This window comes from Micromonospora sp. NPDC051141 (assembly GCF_044455765.1).
In the GTDB taxonomy this organism is placed as follows: domain Bacteria; phylum Actinomycetota; class Actinomycetes; order Mycobacteriales; family Micromonosporaceae; genus Micromonospora.
Genome location: NZ_JBITFD010000001.1, coordinates 461,037 through 484,356 on the forward strand (window position 1 = coordinate 461,037; position 23,320 = coordinate 484,356).

The 23,320-nt window shown below is 73.2% G+C and carries 22 protein-coding genes; 7 read left to right on the plus strand and 15 right to left on the minus strand.

The genetic code is table 11. The features are described 5' to 3' along the window. Window positions 1-205 precede the first annotated feature (205 nt). Window positions 206-622 carry an ASCH domain-containing protein gene (locus tag ACIA6B_RS01520; protein ID WP_396769839.1) on the minus strand — a complete coding sequence of 139 codons (417 nt, stop codon included), beginning with the start codon at window positions 620-622 and terminating at the stop codon, window positions 206-208. Between the two features lie 50 nt (window positions 623-672). Then, on the minus strand, window positions 673-1,563 hold the full coding sequence (locus tag ACIA6B_RS01525; RefSeq protein ID WP_396769841.1) for an alpha/beta hydrolase family protein: 891 nt from the start codon (window positions 1,561-1,563) through the stop codon (window positions 673-675). 111 nt (window positions 1,564-1,674) lie between these two features. On the opposite strand from ACIA6B_RS01525, the gene ACIA6B_RS01530 reads away from it, so the two are divergent. Beyond that, the gene (locus tag ACIA6B_RS01530) at window positions 1,675-2,202 is read left to right on the plus strand and encodes a GNAT family N-acetyltransferase (RefSeq protein WP_396769843.1); all 528 of its coding nucleotides are present in this window, start codon (window positions 1,675-1,677) and stop codon (window positions 2,200-2,202) included. Window position 2,203: 1 nt separating this feature from the next. Here ACIA6B_RS01530 and ACIA6B_RS01535 read toward each other — a convergent pair whose 3' ends face one another. Further along, window positions 2,204-2,617 carry an MmcQ/YjbR family DNA-binding protein gene (locus ACIA6B_RS01535; protein ID WP_396769845.1) on the minus strand — a complete coding sequence of 138 codons (414 nt, stop codon included), beginning with the start codon at window positions 2,615-2,617 and terminating at the stop codon, window positions 2,204-2,206. A gap of 163 nt (window positions 2,618-2,780) precedes the next feature. Here ACIA6B_RS01535 and ACIA6B_RS01540 point away from each other — a divergent pair, with 163 nt between their 5' ends. From ACIA6B_RS01540 to manD, 4 genes are read left to right on the plus strand one after another with little or no spacing between them, the layout of a single operon-like run. Continuing rightward, window positions 2,781-3,896, plus strand: coding sequence for a WD40/YVTN/BNR-like repeat-containing protein (locus tag ACIA6B_RS01540; RefSeq protein WP_396769847.1), 1,116 nt, complete (start codon window positions 2,781-2,783; stop codon window positions 3,894-3,896). Continuing rightward, complete coding sequence (locus ACIA6B_RS01545) at window positions 3,893-4,189, plus strand: MoaD/ThiS family protein (protein ID WP_396769849.1); 297 nt, start codon at window positions 3,893-3,895, stop codon at window positions 4,187-4,189. Before ACIA6B_RS01540 ends, ACIA6B_RS01545 begins: the two co-directional genes overlap by 4 nt. A gap of 49 nt (window positions 4,190-4,238) precedes the next feature. Continuing rightward, window positions 4,239-6,182: a beta-propeller domain-containing protein gene (locus ACIA6B_RS01550; RefSeq protein WP_396769851.1), complete on the plus strand. Its 1,944-nt coding sequence runs from the start codon at window positions 4,239-4,241 to the stop codon at window positions 6,180-6,182. A 43-nt stretch (window positions 6,183-6,225) separates the two neighbouring features. Next, window positions 6,226-7,434, plus strand: coding sequence for a D-mannonate dehydratase ManD (manD, locus tag ACIA6B_RS01555; RefSeq protein ID WP_396769853.1), 1,209 nt, complete (start codon window positions 6,226-6,228; stop codon window positions 7,432-7,434). Window positions 7,435-7,444: 10 nt separating this feature from the next. Here manD and ACIA6B_RS01560 read toward each other — a convergent pair whose 3' ends face one another. Genes ACIA6B_RS01560 through ACIA6B_RS01585 form a run of 6 tightly spaced genes read right to left on the minus strand, consistent with a single transcriptional unit; the run spans window position 7,445 to window position 15,373 of the window. After that, the gene (locus tag ACIA6B_RS01560; protein ID WP_396769855.1) at window positions 7,445-9,562 is read right to left on the minus strand and encodes an alpha-glucuronidase; all 2,118 of its coding nucleotides are present in this window, start codon (window positions 9,560-9,562) and stop codon (window positions 7,445-7,447) included. Continuing rightward, window positions 9,559-10,242, minus strand: a complete 684-nt coding sequence (locus tag ACIA6B_RS01565; RefSeq protein WP_396769857.1) for a hypothetical protein — start codon at window positions 10,240-10,242, stop codon at window positions 9,559-9,561. The genes ACIA6B_RS01560 and ACIA6B_RS01565 overlap by 4 nt, the downstream gene beginning before the upstream one ends. Beyond that, window positions 10,239-11,783, minus strand: a complete 1,545-nt coding sequence (locus ACIA6B_RS01570; RefSeq protein WP_396769859.1) for a xylan 1,4-beta-xylosidase — start codon at window positions 11,781-11,783, stop codon at window positions 10,239-10,241. Before ACIA6B_RS01570 ends, ACIA6B_RS01565 begins: the two co-directional genes overlap by 4 nt. A 6-nt stretch (window positions 11,784-11,789) precedes the next feature. Continuing rightward, window positions 11,790-13,433: an extracellular solute-binding protein gene (locus ACIA6B_RS01575; protein WP_396769861.1), complete on the minus strand. Its 1,644-nt coding sequence runs from the start codon at window positions 13,431-13,433 to the stop codon at window positions 11,790-11,792. 27 nt (window positions 13,434-13,460) lie between these two features. Continuing rightward, entirely contained in the window at window positions 13,461-14,387 is a 927-nt protein-coding gene (locus tag ACIA6B_RS01580; protein ID WP_396769864.1) for a carbohydrate ABC transporter permease, read from the minus strand. Then, entirely contained in the window at window positions 14,384-15,373 is a 990-nt protein-coding gene (locus tag ACIA6B_RS01585) for an ABC transporter permease (protein ID WP_396769866.1), read from the minus strand. Before ACIA6B_RS01585 ends, ACIA6B_RS01580 begins: the two co-directional genes overlap by 4 nt. 119 nt (window positions 15,374-15,492) lie before the next feature. Here ACIA6B_RS01585 and ACIA6B_RS01590 point away from each other — a divergent pair, with 119 nt between their 5' ends. Continuing rightward, entirely contained in the window at window positions 15,493-16,503 is a 1,011-nt protein-coding gene (locus ACIA6B_RS01590) for an acetylxylan esterase (protein WP_396769868.1), read from the plus strand. A gap of 77 nt (window positions 16,504-16,580) precedes the next feature. On the opposite strand, the gene ACIA6B_RS01595 is transcribed toward ACIA6B_RS01590, so the two are convergent. Together ACIA6B_RS01595 and ACIA6B_RS01600 are read right to left on the minus strand one after the other, a co-directional pair. After that, a complete protein-coding gene (locus ACIA6B_RS01595; protein ID WP_396769870.1) occupies window positions 16,581-17,672 on the minus strand; it encodes a cellulose binding domain-containing protein in 1,092 nt (363 codons plus the stop codon). A 314-nt stretch (window positions 17,673-17,986) separates the two neighbouring features. Then, window positions 17,987-18,346, minus strand: a complete 360-nt coding sequence (locus ACIA6B_RS01600) for a hypothetical protein (RefSeq protein ID WP_396769872.1) — start codon at window positions 18,344-18,346, stop codon at window positions 17,987-17,989. A gap of 146 nt (window positions 18,347-18,492) precedes the next feature. On the opposite strand from ACIA6B_RS01600, the gene ACIA6B_RS01605 reads away from it, so the two are divergent. Further along, window positions 18,493-18,762: a GlsB/YeaQ/YmgE family stress response membrane protein gene (locus ACIA6B_RS01605; RefSeq protein WP_107156754.1), complete on the plus strand. Its 270-nt coding sequence runs from the start codon at window positions 18,493-18,495 to the stop codon at window positions 18,760-18,762. A 64-nt stretch (window positions 18,763-18,826) separates the two neighbouring features. On the opposite strand, the gene ACIA6B_RS01610 is transcribed toward ACIA6B_RS01605, so the two are convergent. The 4 genes from ACIA6B_RS01610 to ACIA6B_RS01625 form a co-directional block, all read right to left on the minus strand. Then, complete coding sequence (locus ACIA6B_RS01610) at window positions 18,827-20,002, minus strand: SGNH/GDSL hydrolase family protein (RefSeq protein WP_396769874.1); 1,176 nt, start codon at window positions 20,000-20,002, stop codon at window positions 18,827-18,829. A gap of 71 nt (window positions 20,003-20,073) precedes the next feature. Continuing rightward, window positions 20,074-20,913 (minus strand): sugar phosphate isomerase/epimerase family protein, encoded by an 840-nt coding sequence (locus ACIA6B_RS01615; protein ID WP_396769876.1) that lies wholly within the window; start codon window positions 20,911-20,913, stop codon window positions 20,074-20,076. Next, window positions 20,910-22,073 (minus strand): dihydrodipicolinate synthase family protein, encoded by a 1,164-nt coding sequence (locus ACIA6B_RS01620; RefSeq protein ID WP_396769878.1) that lies wholly within the window; start codon window positions 22,071-22,073, stop codon window positions 20,910-20,912. The genes ACIA6B_RS01615 and ACIA6B_RS01620 overlap by 4 nt, the downstream gene beginning before the upstream one ends. Beyond that, complete coding sequence (locus tag ACIA6B_RS01625) at window positions 22,070-23,221, minus strand: Gfo/Idh/MocA family protein (protein WP_396769880.1); 1,152 nt, start codon at window positions 23,219-23,221, stop codon at window positions 22,070-22,072. Before ACIA6B_RS01625 ends, ACIA6B_RS01620 begins: the two co-directional genes overlap by 4 nt. Between the last annotated feature and the right edge of the window lie 99 nt (window positions 23,222-23,320).

Genomic DNA, 23,320 nt, shown 5'->3' on the forward strand with positions numbered 1-23,320 from the left:
GGTTCGACGCGCAACCCCTGAATATGCCCCCTCAATTCCGCCGGTACGGCAGCAGGCGAGATGTGGCAGGCCGGAAGCGATTCGATGGACCCGAAGGAGCTGGTATTGCTGGCCGGCCCTCGCCTCGCCTGCCCCCGCCGGGGTTGGGTGCGTTTGTTGTCGCCAGAGCGACGACAACCGCACCCGAAGCGGGCTGAGCGTGCCGTCACCGCGTCTCGACGAGGCGGAAGCGCTCCAGCACGGCGGGTGTGTCGTCGTCGACCGTGAACGTCGGGTCGCCGAGCCACGCCCGGTAGTCGTCGCCGTGCCAGTAGTCCTCGTGCCCGGCGCGCCAGGCGGCGACCGACGCGTAGCCCTCGCCCTCGTCCCGGGCGTGGTCGAGGTCCACGTCGCCGAGCCGGGCCACGCGGACCTCGACCAGCTCGATCACGGCCACCGGCCGGCCGGCGGAGTCGATCACCGCGAACCGGGTGCCGACGGTCGGCAGCGGCTCGCCGTCGATCTCGTAGTCCTGGAGCAGCCCGGTGGTGCTGGTCTTGGTGCCGTCCAGCACGGCGGCGACCAGTTGGTCACGCAGCGGGCCGGGGAAGGCGAACTCGAACGGGGGCAGCTCGGCGGTCATGGCGCGCAGCGTAGCCGCGCCTCGGGTCGGCGGCGACGCGGTTTCGCCGGTCACGCCGACGGGGACCCGGGAGCCGGGAGCCGCCGGTCGAGCCAGTCGAGCAGCACGGCCTCGTAGCGTGGGCTGACGGCGGCCAACTCCTCGCGCTCCCCGAGCGTGGGCGCGTGGTCGCAACCGGGCAGGCGGACCACGGTCAGGTCGGCGTGGCGGGCCGCCCGTCGCCACACCGCGATGCTCTCCTCGATCGGGATCCAGGCGTCGGTCTCGCCGTAGCAGAGCAGCACCGGACCGGCCAGCCGGGCGAACACCGGCGCCGGGTCGAAATCCATGTCGGCCCAGGTGCCCGGCCGCTGGGGCAGCTCGCGGGGGAGGAACGCCAGCGGGAACCAGGGCCGCGACAGCGCGGCCGTCAGCGCCGCCTGCGCGGTCGGGCGCGGCACGTCGCCGCGTTGGAACCCCTCGGCGGCCTCGCGCAACCGGGTCAGCTCGGCCACGTCGGCCGGCCCGTAGTCGTGCCGGCGTAGCTGCTCGGCGGTGCCGTAGCGCATCTGCGCGGCCGGGCTGACCCCGCTGCACCCGACCAGGATCAGGAAGTCGACGGGGTGCGCGGCGGCGGTGACCGCCGCCGCCCAGGCCCCCTGGCTGAAGCCCCACAGCCCGATCGGCGCCGGGTCGACGTGCCGGCGCAGCACGGTCACCGCGGCGGCGGCGTCCTCGGCCTGGTCGGCGAGTGGCACGTCGCGGCCGTCTACCCGGGGGCGGCGGTCGTAGCGCAGCACCGCGACGCCGGCCGGCGGCAGCAGTCGGGCGAGGTGCCGGTAGAGGAAGTGGGACCGCTGGTCGGCGTGCGAACCGTGCAGCACCACCAACCCGCCCCGGGCCGGCCCGGCCGGCAGGTCGAGCGTCGCCGGCCGGCCCGACGCGCCGATGGTCGTCTCCACGCCGGCAGTGAACCACGCCGCGCCGGTCCCGGCCGTCCCGTGCCGCCGGGTGCGTCGCACATCCGCCTGCGTACGCTGGCGGGGTACGCCGCGCCGACCGTGGAGAACACGATGACCAGCACCACGACCCGTACCGCAGGACCCGCCGACGTGCCCGCCCTGGTCGACCTGATCGAGTCGGCCTACCGGGGGGACCGGGCCCGGACCGGTTGGACCCACGAGGCGGACCTGCTCGACGGCCAGCGCACCGACCCGGAGATGGTGGCCGCGGCGGTGACCGGCCCGGCCGGCGTGGTGCTGCTGGCGGAGCGGGACGGCGCGCCGGTCGCCTGCTGCCAGCTGGAGCGCCGGGACGACCACGCGTACTTCGGCATGTTCGCGGTCGCGCCCGGTCACCAGGGCGGCGGCCTGGGCCGGGAGCTGCTCGCCGAGGCCGAGCGGTACGCCCGGGAGCGCTGGCACGCCGGTGAGCTGCGGATGACCGTGATCGTCCAGCGCGACGACCTGATCGCCTGGTACGAGCGACGCGGCTACGCCCGCACCGGCGAGTTGAGCCCGTTCCCCTACGGCGACGAGCGCTTCGGCGTGCCGCGTCGCCCGGACCTGGCGTTCGAGACGCTGTGCAAGAAGCTCGGCTGACTCAGCCCGGCGGCCGGTCGACCCGGGCGGCCAGCTTCCTCGGCGCCCGCAGGCAGTAGCTCTCGGTGAGCAGCTCGGCGACCTCGGTCCAGTCCGTCGCGTCGTCGAGCGCCATCCCGACCACGTCGGCGCCCCAGCCCGGCGCGAAGAACGGAGGACCGGCGGCGAGTAGCCCGGCGACCTCGTCGCCGGGCGCGCGGAACGTCAGCACGCAGAGCGGCTCCTCGGTCGCGGTGGCCCGCGCGACGGCGGCCGGGTGGTCGGGGCCGACGGTGTACGCGTGGGCGAACGTGCGGGCGCGGATCCGCCAGCGCAGGCCCACCCAGGCGGGCTCCTCGCGGGTCTCCGGCAGGCCGAGGCAGACCGGTCGCAGGCGGTCGAGGTGGGCGGGTGGGACGTCTCCGGGGCCGGTCACGCGCGCAGGTTAACCACTCCCACCGACAACCCGGACGGCCGGCGCGGCGTCCTTGCCGCCGCCGGTGGGGCCGTCGATTGTCGTAGCCGGGGAGTAGAACACCGATGAGTCTCGACGCGATCCGTGGTCATAGCTGCTGCACCTGCGGACAAAGGATGAGGATATGAGCATAGTTCGAGTGCTTGTCGGCACGCGCAAGGGCGCGTTCCTGCTGACGTCGGACGAGCGGCGCCGCGACTGGACGGTCGACGGCCCGCACTTCGGCGGCTGGGAGATCTACCATCTGACCGGCTCCCCGGTCGCTCCGGACCGGCTCTACGCCTCCCAGTCCGGCGGCTGGTTCGGGCAGCTCATCCAGCGCTCGGACGACGGCGGTCGGAGCTGGGCCCCGGTCGGCAACGACTTCGCCTACGCCGGGGACGTCGGCCAGCACCTCTGGTATGACGGCACGCCCAGGCCGTGGGAGTTCAAGCGGATCTGGCATCTCGAACCGTCCCGTCACGACCCCGACACGGTGTACGCGGGCGCGGAGGACGCCGCGCTCTACGTCTCCACCGACGGCGGCGAGAAGTGGACCGAGCTGACCGCGCTGCGCCAGCACCCGAGCGGTCCCGGCTGGCAGCCCGGCGCGGGCGGGATGTGCCTGCACACGATCATCCTGGACCCGGTCCACCGGGACCGGATCTACGTGGCGATCTCGGCGGCGGGGGCGTTCCGCAGCGACGACGGCGGCGCGAGCTGGCTGCCGATCAACAAGGGGCTGCGGTCGGCGGAGATCCCCGACCAGGATTCGGAGACCGGCCACTGCGTGCACCGGCTGGCCCAGCATCCGTCCCGCCCCGACACCCTGTTCATGCAGAAGCACTGGGACGTGATGCGCACCGACGACGCCGGCGGGAGCTGGCGGGAGGTCAGCGGCAACCTCCCCTCGGACTTCGGCTTCCCGATCGCGGTGCACGCGCACGAGCCCGAGACGATCTACGTGGTGCCGATCACCAGCGACTCGCTGCACTACCCGCCGGACGGCCGGCTGCGGGTCTACCGCAGCCGCACCGGCGGCGAGCACTGGGAGCCGCTGACCGAGGGCCTGCCGCAGTCGCACTGCTACGTCAACGTGCTGCGGGACGCGATGGCGGTCGACACGCTCGACGAGTGCGGGATCTACTTCGGCACCTCCGGCGGGCAGGTCTACCACTCGGCGGACGCCGGCGACAGTTGGGCGCCGATCGTGCGCGACCTGCCGCCGGTGCTCTCCGTCGAGGTGCAGGTGCTGCCGTGATCCGGGTCGTGCTGCCGGCCCACCTGAAGAACCTGGCGCACGTCACCGGCGAGGTGCGCGTCGAGGTGGCCGGTCCGCCCACGCAGCGCGAGGTGCTCGACGCGCTGGAGGCCGCGTACCCGATGCTGCGGGGCACGATCCGCGACCGGCACAGCGGCGTGCGCCGCCCGTTCGTCCGCTTCTACGCCTGCGAACAGGACCTGTCGCACGAGTCGCCGGACGCGCCGCTGCCCGAGGAGGTGGTCGTCGGCAAGGAGCCGTTCATCGTGCTCGGCGCGATGGCCGGCGGCTGAGCCGCCGGGTCCGGGGAACCGCGTCCGGGGCGGCCACGTCTGAGGGTCCATGACTGGTGGCAGATCCCGAACCGTCGGATGGGTGACGGTCGTCGCGCTGACCCTCGCCGGCTGCACCGCCGCGCCACCGGCCGAGCCGCCGCCCTGGGGCGGCCCGGCCGGTGGGCTGCGGTTGGTCGCGTTCGACTCCTGCGAGGAGGCGTTGCGGCAGCTCCGGGCTGCGGCGCGGGCGGTGGTCGGTCCGTGGGGAATCGGACCGGACGGTGACACCATGCCGATTGTCACCGCCGAGCGGGGCGACGGACCGGCCGCCGCCAAGGACGCGGCGAGCGCGCCCACGGCTGGCTTCTCCGGCACCACGGTGCACGAGGCCGGGGTGGACGAGCCGGACCTGGTCAAGACCGACGGCCGGCGGATCGTCTCGGTGACCCGGGGCGTGCTGTCCGTGGTGGATCCGGTGAGCCGCCGGCTGACCGGACGGCTGGCGATCGACCCGACGGCGGGGGAGCGGTTCGCCGGGGGTGACACCAGCCTGCTGCTGCACGGCGACCGGGCGCTGGTGCTGCTCCCGGCCCGGTGGATGGTCAAGTCCGCCGCGCCGAAGGGGCGGCCCGCCCCGGACGGGCCGCAGGCCCGGCTGGTCCTGGTCGACCTCGCCGGGACGCCGCGGATCCTCGGTGACTACCGGATCGACGGCAGCATGGTCGACGCGCGGCAGGTCGGCGCGACCGCCCGGGTGGTGGTCCGCTCCGCGCCCCGGCTGGCCTTCCCCGCGTCGGGCCGGGGCACCGACGCGCAGCGGACCGCCGCCAACCGCGCCGTCGTCGACCGGGCCACGATCGACGACTGGCTGCCCCGGTACGAGGTCCGCGAGGGTGGCCGCATCGCCACCGGGCGGGTGGACTGCGACCGGGTGAGCCGACCGGCCGGCTTCTCCGGGGTCGCGATGGTGACCGTGCTCAGCTTCGATCTCGGCGCGTCCACGCTCGGCGCCGGTGACCCGGTGACCGTCGCGGCCGACGGCGACACGGTCTACAGCAGCGGTCCTCGCCTCTATCTCACCAACGACCAGCGCCGGCGGATGCCGCTGGCGTCGCCGGGCGGGGCGGACGGCGGCACCGAGATCTACCAGTTCGACCTGACGGGGCGCACCCCCCGTCACGTCGCGTCCGGCTCGGTGCCGGGCTGGCTGATCAACCAGTACGCGTTGTCCGAGTGGAACGGCCACCTGCGGGTGGCCACCACCACCGGCGACCGGTGGGGCCGCGGGGACCGGTCCACCTCCGGCGTCTACGTGCTGCGGCCCGACGGCCCGACGCTCACCCGGGTCGGGCAGGTCACCGGGCTGGGTCGGGGCGAGCGGATCTTCGCGGTGCGGTTCCTCGGTCCCACCGGCTACGCGGTGACGTTCCGGCAGACCGACCCGCTGTACGCGGTGGACCTGCGGAACCCGGCCGCGCCCCGGGTGACCGGCGAGCTGAAGATCAACGGGTACTCGTCGTACCTGCATCCGGCCGGGGACGGCCGACTGCTCGGGGTCGGGCAGGAGGCGACCGACCGGGGGCAGGTCCTGGGCACCCAGGTGTCGCTGTTCGACGTCGCCGACCCGGCCCGGCCGACCCGGATCGCCCGGCACCACGTCGCGCGGGGCTGGTCCGACGCGGAGGCCGACCCGCACGCGTTCCTGTACTGGGCGCCGGAGCGCCTGGTGGTGCTGCCGGTGAGCCGACCGGGCGTGGTCACCGACCGGGCCGGCGGGGAGGCCGGCCGGGCCGCGCCGGCCACCGGGATGCTGGCGCTGCGGGTCGGCGACGACGGGTTCACGGTGGCCGGCACGATCGACCATCCGCCGTCGCTGGGCGACGGTGCGGAGTGGACGCCGGTCCGCCGGTCGCTGGTGGTCGACGGGGTGCTCTGGACCGTCTCCGACACCGGCCTGAAGGCGACCGCCCCGGCCACCATGCGGACGGTGGCCTGGGTGCCGACGACCTGACCTGTCGCCTCCGTATCCATGAATGTCTGTTAATGTCACGACGATGAGGATCGTCGATGCTCGGGTCATTCTGACCTGCCCCGGCCGCAACTTCGTCACCCTCAAGGTGGTCACCGACGAGGGCGTCACCGGAGTCGGCGACGCCACCCTCAACGGTCGCGAGCTGGCCGTCGCGTCCTACCTGCGCGACCACGTGGTTCCGCTGCTGATCGGCCGCGACCCGGCCCGTATCGAGGACACCTGGCAGTACCTCTACCAGGGCTCGTACTGGCGACGCGGGCCGGTCACGATGAGCGCGATCGCGGCGGTGGACACCGCGCTCTGGGACATCAAGGGCAAGGTCGCCGGGCTGCCGGTCTACCAGTTGCTCGGCGGCCGGTCCCGCGAGGGCGTCACCGTCTACGGCCACGCCAACGGCGAGACCGTCGACGAGGTGCTGGCCGAGGTGGCCCGCTACGTCGACCTCGGCTACCGCGCGGTACGCGTGCAGTGCGGCGTGCCCGGCCTGCCCCGCACCTACGGCGTCAGCGCCGACAAGATGTTCTACGAGCCGGCCGACGCCGCGCTGCCCAGCGAGACCACCTGGTCGACCGAGGCGTACCTCGCCCACGTGCCGGGCGTGTTCGCCCGGGTCCGGGACGAGTTCGGCCCCACCCTGCGGCTGCTGCACGACGTGCACCACCGGCTCACCCCGATCGAGGCGGCCCGGCTCGGGCGCAGCCTGGAGCCGTACGCGCTGACCTGGATGGAGGATCCGGTCCCGGCGGACCTGCCCGAGGGCTTCCGGCTCATCCGACAGCACACCACCACCCCGGTCGCCGTCGGCGAGGTCTTCACCAGCATCTGGGACGCCGCCCAGCTCATCCGGGAACAGCTCATCGACTACGTCCGCGCCACGGTGGTGCACGCCGGCGGGCTCACCCACCTGCGGCGCATCTTCGACCTCGCGGCGCTGCACCACGTGCGCAGCGGCTCGCACGGGGCCACCGACCTGTCGCCGGTCTGCATGGCCGCCGCGCTCCACCTCGACCTGGCCATCCCGAACTTCGGCCTCCAGGAGTACATGCGGCACACCGAGGAGACCGACGAGGTCTTCCCGCACGGCTACCACTTCGCCGACGGCTACCTGCACCCCGCCGAGACGCCCGGCCTCGGGGTGGACATCGACGAGGCGGCGGCGGCCCGGTTCCCGTACGCGCCGGCCTACCTGCCGGTGAACCGGCTGACCGACGGCACGGTGCACCCGTGGTGACCGCGTCGGGTCACCAGATGCGGCGACCGTACGCGTCCGGCACCCCGGACTTGCGGAAGAAGTAGGTGTTGATCTGGTCCCGCCACTGGATGGCGCTGCGGACCTGCTCGTCGAGGCGCTCGGCCACCCGTTCGTGCACCGCCGGTTCGACCAGGCCGGCGAGCCGGCGCCACCGCTCCCGCATCGCCTCCACCTGCTCGACGCCGGCGAAGTGCGTGTCGTAGATGTGCTGGATCACCGTGCGGCCACTGTGCAGCACGTGGTCGTAGGGGACGTGGTGGAAGAAGAGCAGCAGTTCGTCCGGGCACCGCTCGCGTGACTCGTACACCTCCGACCAGGGCGCCGGGTACTGGCCGGTGAACCCGGTCCCGGTCGCCCGGGTGCGGTCCACCCCGACGCCGTCCCGGTCGGCGAAGTGGTAGGTGCCCCAGGCGGTGTACTCGTAGCCGTCCACGTCGGGCCCGTAGTGGTGCCCGGGCCGCACCATGAAACCGACGCCCAGCGGCGCGGTGTACCGCTCGTAGCCGCGCCAGGAGTCGTCCATGATCTCGTGCAGCGTCCGCCGCAGCAGGTCCGGGTCGGGCGTCGTGGCCGGCGGCCACGTCAACCCGATCCACTCGTCGAGCACCGCGTCGGGCTCCAGGCGGGGATCCCAGGCGAGCCGGCCGACGGCGTACAGGTTGGCCTGGGCCAGCGGATGCCCGGTCCAGAACGGGTCGGCCCCGGTGTTGGCCACCGCGGCCAGGCCGCCGCCGCGTGCGCCGGCCACCACGTCGGCGACCGTGCCGGCGTCGCCCCGGGGCGCGAACCGCAGCACCTCGCTCCAGCAGGGGCCGAGCCAGCAGACGTGCCACTGCTGGCCGGTGTACTCCTGCGTCACCTGCACCTCGATCGCCATCCGGGTGGCCGGCATGGCCAGCAGCAGCGGCGACACCGGCTCGCGGACCTGGAAGTCCACCGGGCCGAACTTCACCTGGACGATCACGTTGTCGGCGAAGCGCCCGTCCAACGGGGTGAAGTGGTCGTACGCGGCCCGGGCCCGGTCCGTCGACCGGTCCCGCCAGTCCTGGTGGTGGTCGTAGACGAACGCCCGCCAGTGCACCACCCCGCCGTACGGTGCGAGCGCGGCGGCCAGCAGGTTCGCCCCGTCGGCATGGTCGCGCCCGTAGGTGAACGGGCCGGGCCGGCCCTCGGAGTCGGCCTTGACCAGGAAGCCGCCGAAGTCCGGGATGCGCGCGTACACCCGCTCGGCGGCGGCGGCCCACCAGGCCCGCACCCGGTCGTCGTGGGGGTCGGCGGTCAGCAGGCCGCCGAGCACCACCGGGGCGGCGAATGTCACCGCCAGGTGCACCCGCACACCGTACGGGCGCAGCACGTCCGCGATCTCCGCCACGTCGCCCAGCCGGTCGGTCAGCAGCCGCGCCTCGGTGTCGTGCACGTTGACGTTGTTCACCGAGACCGCGTTGATCCCGGTGGCCGCGAGCAGCCGCCCGTAGTCCCGGATCCGGGCCGTGTCCCGCCGCGCCGCGCCGTCGTGCCAGAAGATCGAGCCGCCGGCGTAGCCGCGCTCCACCTGACCCGACACCGGGTGCACGGCCACGTTGTCCCAGTGGTCGAGCATCCGGCGGGACAACGCCGGGCGGTGCCGCCGCGCCGGACGGTCGACGTCGAACGCCGCCGCGCCCAGCCGGACCACGTGGAACAGCCCGTACAGCAGGCCGGCCGGCGTGTCGGCCAGCACCACCGTCACGCCCGCCGAGCGGGCGGTCAGGAATCCCTCGTCGCCCAGCGCGCCGTCGCCCCGGCCGTTTCCCACCGGTGTGGCGGCGAGGCGGACCGCCTCCGCGGTCGCGTTCGCCAGCGGACCGGCGTCGCGCAGCGCGAGCACCAGGTCGGCGTCGACGTCCCAGGACGGGGAGCGCCACACCCGGCCGCCGTACCGGGCGCAGGCCCGCGTCACCTCGTCCAGCACGGTGTCCACCAGCGGGCCGGGACCGTGCACCAGGACGCCCCGCGCGCCGATCGCCCGGAACGCCTCCGGCGGCAGCCAGGCGGCGTGCCAGGTGGTGGTGTCCACCGGCAGCGGCTCCGCGCCGCTCGCCGGGTCGTCCGTGGCAGCGGTACTCACGTGGTGAACTCCCTCCGGATCACGTCGATCATCGGGTCGCCGATCCGGAGCAGCGCCAGCACACCGACCGCGCCCAGGAGCGCGAGCACCGCCTCGGAGAAGACGGCGGTGACGCCGGCGGCGGCGCCCAGCAGGACGACGTTGCCGACCGTGACACCGGGCGTACGGACCAGGAAGTACCCGGCCAGCCGGACCACGTCGCGGGTGCGGAACGCGAACAGCGAGACGATCACCAGGGCGTTGGTCCCGACCAGCGCGACGCCCGCCCCGACCAGCGCCAGCGGCACCGCCCACCAGGCCGGCACGGCCGCGGCCGGCAGGTGGGCCAGGTTCACCGCGATGAGCGTCAACCACGCCAGCGTCGGCACCCAGACCCGCAGCACGCCCGGCAGGTTGGTCCGGTAGGCGCGCCGGAACGCGGCGGCGGGCCGCAGGTCGGTCAGGTCCCGGCGCTGGTGACGCAGGGCGTGCAGCGCGGCGGAGACGGCCGGCCCGACCGGCAGCAGGCAGAGCGCGACCAGCGGCAGGTTGCTGGCGTCCCGGTCGAGCAGCACCAGCGCGACCAGCCCCGGCACGGTGGTGAGCAGGAGCAGCAGCTCCACGACGAGCAGGATGTGCACGGCCGCGGCGGCCCGCGACAGCGGCCCGTCGCCGAACTCCCGCCGGCCGGGCCCGCTCACCACGGCTCCGGCCGGGTCGGGGCCGGCTCACCGGACGGATCGAGCAGCCGCCCGTCGTCCCACGGCGGCGTCTCGTCCACCACCGGCGTCAGCTCGACGAGCGTCACCTCGTGCCGGGCGAGCGTGAGGTCAACGTCGGCCCGCCCGGTGGCGACCGGCAGGGCCCGGTGGCTGCGGACCGGCTCGGCGGCCTCCCGCAGCGCGTCGAGTTGCCGGGGGCGGGGCGAGCGCGGGCTGCCCATCTCCCGCCAGGCCGCCCGGACGTTGCCGGCCTCCTCGCTCACCGACGAGCGGAGCTGGAACGCCGAGGTGGTGCCGGGCGGGCCGAGCGGGACCGACAGCGCCAGGGTGTGCCGCGCCGGCGCCGGCGCCCGGCCGGTGACGTCGACCGGCGCCCAGGCCAGGATCGCGACCCGCCCCTCCGGGTGTCGGGTGACCAGGTGGTCCTCCCCGCGGGCGAGCACCTCGCCGCCGAGCCGCGCCATGAACGCGTACAGGTGGTAGGTGGGTTTCTTGAGCTGCCGGTGGGCGAGCAGGCCGAAGCCGCCGTGCAACGGCGCGGTCGGTACGCCCACCTCCTCGAACACGTCGCTGAACGTCCAGTACGAGAACGAGTCGACCAGGTCCCCGCCGCCGGCCAGCACCGGCGCGAGATAGGCGGCGTGGAACGCGGTGTCGTGGACCGGGTTGTCCGGCCGGTAGGAGGAGTTGAACTCGGTGATGTGCACCGGCCGGTCCGCCAGCGCGGTGCCGGCCAGGTGGCGGCGCGGCGCGGCGAACTGCTCCAGCAGCTCCGCCGCCGGGGCCAGCGTCTGGTGGGTGCCGAACGGCACGTGCCGGGCCGGGCCGGAGGTGTACGCGTGGCGACTGACGAAGTCGACGGGCACGTCGCGGGCGGCGACGAACTCGGCGAACGGCGCCAGCCACTCGTCCGCGCCGGGGGAGATGGCCGGGCCGCCGACCTGGAGCGAGGCGTCGACGTCCTTGACCGCGTGCGCGGACACCTCGTACAGGCGGTGGTAGGCGGCCTGGTCGGCGTCGCGCCAGAAGTCGGGCAGGTTGGGTTCGTTCCACACCTCGATGGGCCAGCCGCGCACCTCGGCCAGGCCGTATCTGTCGACCAGGTGGGCCACCGTGGCGCGGACCAGCTCGCCCCACTCCGGGTAGGAGCGGGGCGGTGTGACGTTGCCCCGCCACCAGAACACGGTCTGCTCCCCGGAGGCGAGCGCCGACGGCATGAAACCCAGCTCCACGAAGGGCCGGACGCCCCGCTCCAGGTAGGCGTCGACGACCTGGTCGACGTACGTGAACGAGTGTCGCACCCGGCGCTCGCCCCGGTGCTCGTACGGCTGGTGCACGCCGACGCCGTCGCTGAACAGCCCGTGGCCGCGGATGTGCCGGAACCCGATGTCGCGCTGCACGAGCGCCAGCGAGTCCTGGTAGTCCCGGCGCAGCGCCAGGTCGAACCGCCCGGTGCCCACGCAGGCCCGCCAGGCGTCGGTCAGCCGGCCGACCGGCCGGTCGGGGACGATGTGGCGCATCTCCGGTCACCCGTGGTTCTTGCGGTACCGCTCGTACGCCTTGTTGACCAGATCGGTGTACGCCTGCGCGTTCTTGCCCTTCAGTTCGGTGACGTAGGCGTCCCACTCGCTCAACGGGCGCTGGCCCAGCGCGAACCGGAGCGTGTTCTGGGTGACGTAGTCCTTCAGCGCCGTCGCCCAGAGCGTGGTCTGCTCGCGCTCCTCGTCGGTCAGCGGCGCGGGCGGCGGCGTCACCCAGGGCGCCGGCTTGCGGCCGTTCATCTCCCGCTGGAACTCCATCTCCTCGGCGGAGAAGAACGACTGCACCAGGTCCAGCTTGCCGCCGTACGCGAAGACGCCGTTGGCGAAGCCGAAGTCCTTCTGGAGGTGCTTGGTGCCCTTGGGGTTGAGCCCGACGATGTCGACGTCGGGGGTGGGCGCACGCCGGCCCGAGGCGTCCCTGGTGTACGTGGTGCCCTCGACGCCCCACTTGGCGAACTCCTGGCCGGCGTCGGAATACCAGAGCCAGTCGATGAACTGCATCATGGCCACGAAGTTCTTGCCCTCCCGGGCCTTGCTGGAGATCATCACACCGTTCTCCAGCCGGCTCGCCGGGTTGACCGGGCCGGCCGGGCCGATCGGGAACATGATCTTCTTCAGCCGGGCGTTCGGGTTGATCTTCGCGATGTCCGGGCGGTAGTCGTTCACGAGCGTCTGCGCGTTCGTGCTGATCACGAACGACTTGCCGCTGGCGAGCTTCTGGCGGGCCTGGTCGTCGGTCTGGGTGAACGTCTCCGGGTCGAGCAGCCCCTCGGCGACCAGCTTGTGCAGGAACGTCACCACCTGCCGGTACTGCTCCGACGCGCCGGTGAAGACGTACTTCCCGGCGCCGGCGTCCCAGGCGGTGGCCTGGTAGTTCCAGCCGGCGCCCGGCAACCCGTGCGACAGGGCGAGCATGTTCAGCAGGTTGCCGGCGGGGTTGGGCTTGCCGAACCGGTCGGAGAACGGATGGACGTCCGGGTGGGCCGCCTTCATCGCCTTGAGCATGGTGTACACCTCGTCCCAGGTGGTCGGCGACGGGACGCCCAGTTGCTCCAGGATGTCGGTGCGGACCGCGAGCGTGTACTCCTGCCAGGGCTTCTCGTGCAGGCCGGGCAGCAGGTAGAACTTGCCGTCCTCCTGCCGGAGCGTGTCCATCTCCGGCTTGAGGTTCCACTTCTCCAGCTTCTCCGCGAAGTGCGGCATCAGGTCGAGGTAGTCGCTGACCGGCAGGATGGCCCCGGAGGAGACGTACGAGTTCTCCTGCGGGTGGTAGGTCTTCGGGATGATCAGCGGCGCGTCCCCGGAGGAGACGAGCACGCTGCGCTTCTGCTCGTAGTCGCTGAGCGGCACGGCGACCGGGTCCAGCTTGACGTTGGTCCGCTTCGCCAGCTCCGACCAGAACATCCACTCCGGCTTGAGCGGGTAGTTCGGGTGGTTGTTGTAGAGGATCGAGAACGTGACCGGCTCGGTGGCCCGGAACTGGTCGCCGACGCCGTACTTCTCCATCGCGCCGGCCCGGTTGCGGTCGAGGTCCTTCTTGTCGGGGCCGTCGTCACCGCACCCGGTGAGCGAGACGACGGCGGCCGCGCCGGTGGCGAGCAGCACCTGGCGGCGGGACAGCTGGACCATGGGTGTTCCCTTCGGTTGGTGGCGCCGCTATCCCTTGACGGCGCCGAGCATGATTCCGGAGACGAAGTAGCGCTGGATGAAGGGGTAGACCGCGAGGATCGGCAGGACCGTCAGCACGATGGTCACGGACTGGATGGTCGCGGCGGCCTGCACGATGTCGTCGCCGCTGCCGAGCCCGCCGCCGGTCTGCGTGGCGTCACTCGCGCCCACGATGAGGTTGCGCAGGTAGACCGTCACCGGGAGCAGGTCCTGACGGTCCATGTAGAGGAACGCGGCGAACCACGAGTTCCAGAACGACACCGCGTAGAACAGCACCATCGTGGCCACCATCGCCTTGGACAGCGGCAGGACGATCCGCAGCAGCGTCCCGTACGTGCCCAGCCCGTCGACCGCGGCGGCCTCCTCCAGCTCGACCGGCAGGCTCTCGAAGAACGCCTTCATCACCAGCAGGTTGAACACGTTGATGGCGTTGGGCAGCGCGACGGCCCACACGGTGTTCTTCAGGCCCAGGCTGGTGACCAGCACGTAGTTGGGGATCAGGCCGCCGGTGAAGAACATGGTGAACACGGCGATCCCGACCAGCGCGGTCCGGCCCCGCAGGTGCCGCTTCGACAGCACGTACGCGTAGCAGGTGGTCAGCACGACGGAGATGAGCGTGGCGACCACCGTGTAGACGACGGTGTTGCGGTAGCTGATCCAGAACGCCGGGTCGGACGTCACCACCCGGTACGCGGTGAGGTTGAACCCGCGCGGGACGAGGTTGACCTGCCCGCTGACGATGGCGGCGTTGTCGCTGAGCGAGCGCGCCACGATGGTGAGGAACGGGTACACCGTCACCACCACCACGGCGGTGAGGACGATCGCGTTGACCGCCTGGAAGACGCGGTAGCCCCGGCTGGGCCGGGGGCCGCGCGGCCGGTCCGCCCGGCCCCGGGCCCGGGTCCCGGCGGTCACCACAGGCTCGTCCCCACCGCGCGCCGGGAGATCCCGTTCGCGGAGAGCACCAGCGTCAAGCCGATCACGGCCTCGAACAGGCCGATCGCGGCGGCGTAGCTGAGGTTCCCGGAGACGATGCCCACCCGGTACAGATAGGTGGAGATGACGTCCGCGGTCGGGTAGGTGAGCGGGTTGTAGAGCAGCAGGATCTTCTCGAAGCCGACCGCCATGAACGTGCCGATGTTCAGGATCAGCAGCGTCACCATCGTCGGTCGGATCCCGGGCAGCGTGACGTGCCAGGTCTGTCGCCACCGGTTGGCGCCGTCGATCCGGGCCGCCTCGTAGAGGTCGCCGTCGATCGTGGTGAGCGCCGCGAGGTAGAGGATGGTGCCCCAGCCGACGGTCTGCCAGACCTCGGAGGAGACGTAGATCGACCGGAACCAGCCGGGCTCCTGGATGAACGGGACCGGTTGCCCACCGAACGCGCCGACCACCTGGTTCACCGTGCCGTCCACGGACAGCAACTGCATGACCATCGCGGCCACGATCACGATGGACAGGAAGTGCGGCAGGTAGGACACCGACTGCACGAACCGCTTGAGGACCCGGCTGCGCACCTCGTTGAGCAGCAGCGCGAGCACGATCGGCAGCGGGAAGCAGAACAGCAGCGTCAGCGCGCCCAGCACCAGCGTGTTGGTGAAGACGTCCCAGAACGTGGGGTCGGTGAAGAACAGCCGGAAGTAGCGCAGGCCGGTCCAGTACTCGCCGAACACGCTGCCGCCGGGGCGGAAGCGCCGGAACGCGATCACGTTGCCCAGCATCGGCAGGTAGCGGAAGACCAGGAAGAACAGCAGCGGCAGGACGGCCAGCGAGTAGAGCTGCCAGTCCCGCCGCAGCGCCCGCCGCCAGGGCCGGCGACGGGCGACGCGACGCCGGCGGTCCGGCCGCGGCGCGGGCGCGGGCCCCGTCGGGGCGGACCGCGCATCCGAGCGTACGGATGTCATTCGCGCCCTCCCACCGTGGCCGAAAATTCCGGTAATGGCCCGTAAGCTTTCCGGAAATTTATGGCCATCGCTTGATCGATGTCAAGGTGATCGATGCGCCCGTCATTCGTGGAGGATCCGTGCCCTTCTCCGACCTGCCACTCGACCAGCTCCGGCGGTACCGGCCGGCGGTCCCCGAGCCCGCCGACTTCGACGGGTTCTGGCGTGCCACGCTCGACCGGGCCGCCGCGACCCCGGTCCTGTGCGACGTCCGGCCCGAACCCACCGGCCTGCGACTGGTGGACACCTGGGACGTGACGTACGCCGGCTTCGACGGCGAACCGGTGCGGGCCTGGTACACCCGCCCCGCCGGCGTCGACGGGCCGCTGCCCGCCGTGGTGGAGTACGCCGGCTACGGACGTGGGCGGGGCCTGCCCGGGGAGCGGCTGACCTGGCCGGTGGCCGGGTACGCCCACCTGCTGATGGACAACCGGGGCCAGGGCGGCGGGTACGCCCGCGGCGACACGCCCGACCCGCACGGCGGTCCGGGCGGTCCGACCCTCGCCACCCGGGGCATCCTGAACCCGGACGACTACTACTACCGTCGCCTGATCACCGACGCGGTCCGCGCGGTCGACGCGGTCCGCGCGCTGCCGGGCGTCGACCCGACGCGCGTTGTCGCGGCCGGGAACAGCCAGGGCGGCGGGCTCGCCCTGGCGGTCGCCGGCCTGGTCGACGACCTCGCCGCGGTGTTGGTCACCGCGCCGTTCGCGTGTCACATCCTGCGGGCCGTCCAGCTCACCGACGCCTCCCCGTACGGCGAGATCGCCCGGTACCTGGCCGTGGACCGCGAGGTCGAGGCGGCGGTCCGGCACACGCTCGCCCACGTCGACGGCGTCGCCTTCGCCCGCCGGGCCACCGCCCCGGCGCACTTCGGCATCGGCCTGCGCGACGACGTCTGCCCGCCGAGCACCGGCTTCGCCGCGTACAACCAGTACGGCGCCGGCAGCGGCCGGCCGGTGTCGCCGTTGCGGGAGATGCACACCTACCCGTACAACGGGCACGAGGGCGGGGAGGCGGTCCACGTGCGACGGCAGCGGAGCTGGCTGGAGGCGGTGCTTCGGCGTGCCGACGCGCCGGTGCGGACCTGACCGCCCGCCGCTGCCGGCGTGCCGGGCCGGTGCGGCCGGGCACGCCGGGACGGCGGGTGCGGTCGGGCGGCGGCCGATCAGCCGACCGAACAGGGGGCGCCGTTCAGGGTGAAGGACGCCGGCTTGCCGGCGTTGCCGGAGTGGGTGGCCTGGAAACCGATGTCGACCGAGGCGCTCGGGGCGATCGTGCCGTTGTAGGAGACGTTGCGCGCGGTCACCGCCCCGCTCGTCGGTGCGTACGAGGCGTTCCAGCCGCCGGTGATGGTCTGCCCGCTCGGCAGCGTGAACGCCAGCGCCCACCCGTTGACGGCCGCGCCGCCGGTGTTGGTGATCGTGACGCTGGCGGTGAGACCGTTGCCCCAGGCGTTGACCGCGTACGCCACCCGGCACCCGCCGGCCGGCGGCGGGGAGTTCGGCGGGGGAGTGGTGGGCGGCGGTGTGGTGGGCGGGGCGGTGGTCGGGGGTGTGCCGTCGCTGATGCTGCCCGGCACCGATCGCAGCGCGTTGTACCAGGCGGTGGCCATCTTGGCGTAGCCGCCGGCGTTGGGGTGCACGCCGTCGGCCAGGTCGCCGAGGGTCAGCGCGGCGTACATGTCCACCAGGTGCACGCGTCGCCCCGCGTCGGCCCGGCTCTTCACGATGCCCGGGATCGCCGCGTTGTACGCGCGGACCTGCGTGTCCGCGCCGGACTTGGGGACGATCGTGGCGACGAAGAGCTCGGTCGTGGGCGACGTCGACGTGATGCGGTCGACGAGCGTGGCCAGCCGGCCCGGGGCGCCGCTGGTGTCGCCGTACATGTCGTTGGTGCCGATGTGCAGCAGCACGGTGCGGGGGTTCGTCACCCGCAGCCAGTTCACCACGTTGGCGTCGATCTGGGCGATGGTCCACCCGGAGTGCCCCTCGTGGTCGTGGTCACCCAGGCTGCTCGGGCCGTTGAACTGCGAGCCGACGAAGTCGATCCGGTAGTTGTCCGCCGCCAGCCGCCGCCACAGCTCCGTCCGGTAGCCGCCGGGCACGTTGAACCCGTCCGTGATGGAGTCGCCGAGCGGCATCACCCGGACGCCCCCGTTGGACTCGGCGCTCGCCGGGCCGGAGGCCATCGTCGCCGCGGCGGCCAGGGCCACCATCGCGGCGGCTGCGGCGCTCCACAGTCGAAATCTTCGGATCATCGGGTCCTCCGCGGGGGATCGGTCGGTGCGTCACCGCGGTCGCCGTGGCGCGCGGTGAAGGAGAGTGAGGTGCGGAGCGGCCGACCGGGACCCGGACACCGGTGTCGTGCCGCACGGGGAGCGTGCCCTCCGCTCCCGCCGGACCACGCTACTGAGCTTTCGATAACGATGTCAATCGATGGTGCTGAATCGGTTTCGACCCCCGTGCGGGCGCCGCCGCGCCGTGGTGCGGCGCGGGCGTGATAGGCAGGGTCGAGGACCGCGTGCGCGGTGGCCCACGGCGTCGTCGAGGTGTGGCCGCTGCGCGACGTGCCCTAGCCGAGCCGGCGCAACGCCGCGTCCACGGTGTCCTCCGGGGTGCTGTTGAACGCGATCGCCGCGCCGGGCGCGTGCCGGTGCACCAGGTTGACGACCTGCTCGAAAAGCTCCAGCAGCGGCTCGTGCTTGCGGAGGCCGCCCCCGACCACCACGCAGGCGTACGCCCGGCGGGTCAGCGCCGCCGCGACCTCTCGTCCGGCGTCCGGGTCCGGCGCGACCAGGCACAGGTCGGCCTCGATCCCGTGCTCGGCGAAGCGGGCGTGACCGCGTGCGATCGCGGCGACCACCGGCGCGGGGTCCCAGCCCGGGACCCGGGCCGGGTCGAGTCCGATCACCAGCACCGGGCCGTGTGCCATCGCGTCCTCCTCGGTGTGCCGCGCCGTCCGGTCCGTCCCATCCCACCCCACCGGTGGCGCTCCGGCCAGCCCGCCACCCGGTTTCACTTTCCGTTGCCCGGGGCAATTGACCGGTCGACTCACACCCCTGAGGAAGGGCGGCCATCATGCACGTCGGCGGCATCATCTCCGGCATCATCATCGGTCTGATCATCGGCGCGCTGGGCCGCCTGGTCGTACCGGGCAAGCAGAACATCCCGATCTGGCTCACCCTGGTCATCGGCGTGGTCGCCGCGCTCCTGGGCACCGCAGTCGCGGGCGCGCTGGACGTGGCCGACACCAACGGCGTCGACTGGATCGAGCTGCTCATCCAGGTCGTCTTCGCCGCGATCGGCGTGGCGATCGTCGCCGGCACCTACGGCCGGCGACGGATCTGACCCGACCGCACCGCCGTCACCCGGGCCGGTCGGGACGCCGCGTGCGTCCCGACCGGCCCGCGTCTCAGGAGCCGTCGGCGGCGAACGGGCCGCCCGCGCCGAACGCCAGCGCGGCGAACCGCTCGCCGATGCGGCGGTCCGCCACCGGGTCCGGGTGCAGCTCGTCGGGCAGCGGCAGCTCGGCGTAGTCGGCCTCGCCGTAGAGCTCCAGGCCGTCCAGGTAGTGCAGGTTCGGGTCGTCGGCGGCCCGGGCGGCCACGATCCGGGCCAGTTCGGCGCGGATCACCCGCAACGTGAGCTTCCCGGCGGCCTGTTCGGCCGGGTCACCGGTGGCGACGAACCGCAGCGTGCCGGTGCTGAGGTCGGCGGCACCCGGGCCGGGCGTGTCCTCCTGGATCGGGCACAGGATCGAGGAGACGACAAGCAGCGGGGTGTCCGGGTGCCCGTCGCGCAGCGTGTCGAGGAACCCGTGCACCGCCGGGGTGAACGCGCGCAACCGCATCGCGTCGCTGTTGACCAGGTTGATGCCGATCTTCACGCTGATCAGGTCCGCCGGGGTGTCGCGCATCGCCCGCGCGGTGAACGGGTCGAGCAGCGCGCTGCCGCTGAACCCGAGGTTGACCAGCTCCACGCCGGCGAGCCCGGCGGCGATCGCCGGCCAGGTGGCGGTGGGGCTCTCGGCGTCCGAGCCGTGGCTGATCGAGCTGCCGTGGTGCAGCCACACCCGCCGCCCCCGGTCGCCGACCGGCTCGACCGGCGCGTCGGTGCGCAGCGCCACCAGCTCGGTGATCTCCCGCTGCGGCAGCCAGATCTCCACCTCCTTGTCGTCGGCGGGCAGGTCGGCGAAGCGGACCGTGGCGACCGGTCCGGGATCGGTGGTCACGGCGCCGGTGGTCAGGTCGATGGTGAGCACCTTGCCGCCGTCGGCGGTGGCCTGCCCGGCCAGCCGCCCGTCGACGAGCAGGTCGTAGCGGCCGTCCGGGCGCGGCGGCGCGCCCCGGTAGACCATCTTGGTGGGCAGCACGTCCAGCTCGACGACGGTGGCGCGGGTGCGGAACACCAGTCGTACGCCGGACGGCATCGTCTCCGCCATCGTCACCTGCGGGTCGGTGTTCTGGGCCCGGGCGCGGGCCGGCAGCCGGTGCGGCAGCACGCCGTGCGCGGTGCGTTCCAGGTCGAGCGCGCCGCGCAGCAGGTCGGCGGTGATCGGCGTGGTGATCGAGGGGGGCGGCAGCGTCATGACCCGATCTTGACCTACCGGTCCGCCGGACGACCACGTGTTTCGCCCGACAGGCCGGACCCGGGGGCGCGTCAGTCGGCCAGCACCAGCTCGACGTAGCGCTCGGCCATGGTGGCGACGACCTGGTCCGGGTCGGTCGCCCAGATCTCGGCGTTGAAGATCTCCACCTCGGTGTCCCCGGTGTAGCCGGCCGCCGCCACGGCGCGGCGCAGCGGCGGGAAGTCGATGTGCCCGTCGCCCATCATTCCGCGCCCGAGCAGCACGTCGGCCGGGAGCGGGGTGAGGAAGTCGCACACCTGGAAGCTGGCGATCCGGGCCCCGGCGCGGGCGATCTGCCGCCACACGTCCGGGTCCCACCAGACGTGGAACGTGTCCACCACGACGCCGACCTGGTCGACCGGGAACGACTCGGCCAGGTCGAGCGCCTGCCCGAGGGTGGACAGCACCGCCCGGTCGGCGCAGTACATCGGGTGCAGCGGCTCCAGCGCCAGGCGCACGCCGCGTTCGCCCGCGTACGGGGCCAGCTCGGTGAGCGCGTCGGCGACCCGCGCCCGCGCGCCGGCCAGGTCGCGGGAGCCGGGCGGCAGGCCGCCGACGACCAGCACCAGACAGTCGGTGCCGAGGCCGGCCGCCTCGTCGATGGCACGCCGGTTGTCGGCAAGCGCCTCGGCCCGCGCGGTCCCGCCGGCGGCGGTGAGGAACCCGCCCCGGCACAGCGACGACACGCGTAGCCCGGCGTCCGCGACGAGCGACGCGGCGGCCGGTACGCCGATCTCGGCGACCGGCTCGCGCCACAGCCCGATCGCCGGGATGCCGGCACGGACGCAGCCGTCGACCGCCTCCCGCACCGACCAGCGTTCGGTGGTGCGCTGGTTGAGCGACAGCTTCGCCAGTCGCGGATCGACGGTCATCCGGTCACCCCGGCCACGTCGAGGTACCCGCGCATCCGGTGTGCCGCCAGCCCCGGGTCGAGCAGCAGCCCGGCGGCGTCGGCCAGCCGGAACGTCTCCACCAGGTGCGGCACGCCGCGTCCGCCGTGCAGGCCGCCGACCATGGTGAAGCCGGGCTGCCGGCCGTTGAGCCAGGCGAGGAACGCGATGCCGGTCTTGTAGTACCGCGTCGGCGGCGCGAACACGTGCCGGGACAGCGGCACGGTCGGGTCCAGGACCGCCCGGAAGCCGGCCGGGTCGCCGGCGTCGAGCCGTTGCAGCGCGGTCGACGCGGCCGGGGCGACGGCCGCGAACGCGCCGAGCAGCGCGTGACTGGACCGCTCGCCGTCGCCGGCGATCAGCTCGGGGTAGTGGTAGTCGTCGCCGGTGTAGACCTTCACGGAGGGTGGCAGCAGCTCCCGCAGCCGCACCTCCCGGCCGGCGTCGAGCAGCGACACCTTCACGCCGTCGATCACGTCGGCGTGCGCGTGCACCAGCGCGACGAACGTCTTCGTGGCGTCGTCCAGGTCGGTCGAGCCCCAGTAGCCGGCGAGCGCCGGGTCGAACATGTCTCCGAGCCAGTGCAGCACCACCGGCGCACCGCTGGCCCCCAGCACCTGCTCGTAGACGCGCCGGTAGTCGTCCGGACCGGTGGCGAGCGCGGCGAGCTGCCGGCTGGCCATCACCACCGCGACCGCGCCGCACTCCTGCACGAACGCGACCTGCTCGGCGTACGCGGCGACGACGTCGTCGAGCGTGTCGGGGACGCCGGTGAGCTGGTCGGTGGCCGCCCCGGCGACGATGCGCCCGCCGCACGCGGCGGCCTCGGCGGCGCTGCGCCGGATCAGCTCGCGGGTGGCCGCCCAGTCCAGCCCCATGCCGCGCTGCGCGGTGTCCATCGCCTCGGCCACGCCGAGCCCCCACGACCACAGGTCACGCCGGACCGCGAGGGTGGCGTCCCAGTCCAGCCGGGCGGGCGCGTCGGGGGCGTTGTCGGCGTACGGGTCGGCGACCACGTGCGCCGCCGCGTACGCGATCCGGCTGGCCGGCGGCGCGGCCGGCCGCTGCCAGCCGGCCGGTTCCCGCAGCGTCCGCGTCTCGGTGCCGCCGCCCGGGGTGGGCAGCGTGATCCGGACGGTCACCTGTCGATCTCCTCGATCTCGACCCGCCGCCCCTCCCGGGCGGAGCGCAGCCCGGCCTCGGCGAGTTGCACGCCGCGCGCGCCGGCCAGGAAGTCCCACGGGAACGGCTCGTCGTCCACGACGTGCCGCAGGAACGCCTCCCACTGCACCTTGAACCCGTTGTCGTAGTCGGCGTTGTCCGGCACGGTCTGCCACTGGGCGCGGAACGGCTCGGTGACCGGCAGGTCGGGGTTCCACACCGGCATCGGGGTGGTGCCGCGGTGCTGGATGCGGCAGTCCCGCAGCCCGGCCACCGCGCTGCCGTGCGTGCCGTCGACCTGGAACTCGACCAGCTCGTCCCGGTACACCCGGACCGCCCACGAGGAGTTGATCTGCGCGATGACGCCGCCGGCCAGCTCGAAGATCCCGTACGCGGCGTCGTCGGCGGTGGCCGGGTAGGTGACGCCGTTCTCGTCGACCCGCTCCGGGATGTGCGTGGCGGTGACCGCGGTGACGGCGGTGACCCGGCCGAAGAGCTGCTCCAGCACGTAGTGCCAGTGCGGGAACATGTCGACGGTGATGCCACCGCCGTCCTCGGCGCGGTAGTTCCAGCTCGGCCGCTGCGCGTCCTGCCAGTCGCCCTCGAACACCCAGTAGCCGAACTCGCCGCGCACCGACAGGATCCGGCCGAAGAACCCGCCGTCGACCAGCCGCTTGAGCTTGCGCAGGCCGGGCAGGAACAGCTTGTCCTGCACCACACCGTTCTTCACGCCCCGGTCGGTGGCGAGCCGGGCCAGCTCCAGCGCCCCGGCCAGTCCTTCGGCGAGCGGCTTCTCGGTGTAGACGTGCCGGCCGGCCTCGATCGCCGCCCGGATCGCCTTCTCCCGCTGGGCGGTGACCTGCGCGTCGAAGTAGATCTGGTGGCGGTCGTCGGTGAGCGCCGCGGCCAGGTCGGTGGTGTACGAGGTGAGCCCGTGCCGGGCGGCGATCTCGGCGAGCCGGGCCTCGTCGCGGCCCACCAGGGTCAACTCCGGCCAGATCCGGCTGCCGTCGCGGGCGGGCAGTCCGCCCTGCTCCCGGATCGCGAGCAGGGACCGGACCAGATGTTGCCGGTAGCCCATCCGCCCGGTCACGCCGTTGAGGATGATCCCGATAGACGTGCGCTCCACGTGTGTCCTTCCGGGTGGCGGTCCCGCTCCTGAATGCGTTTTCAGTAAGCGCTTTCAGGAGGTACGGTAGCCACGCCGAAACCGGCCGGTCAAGACGTT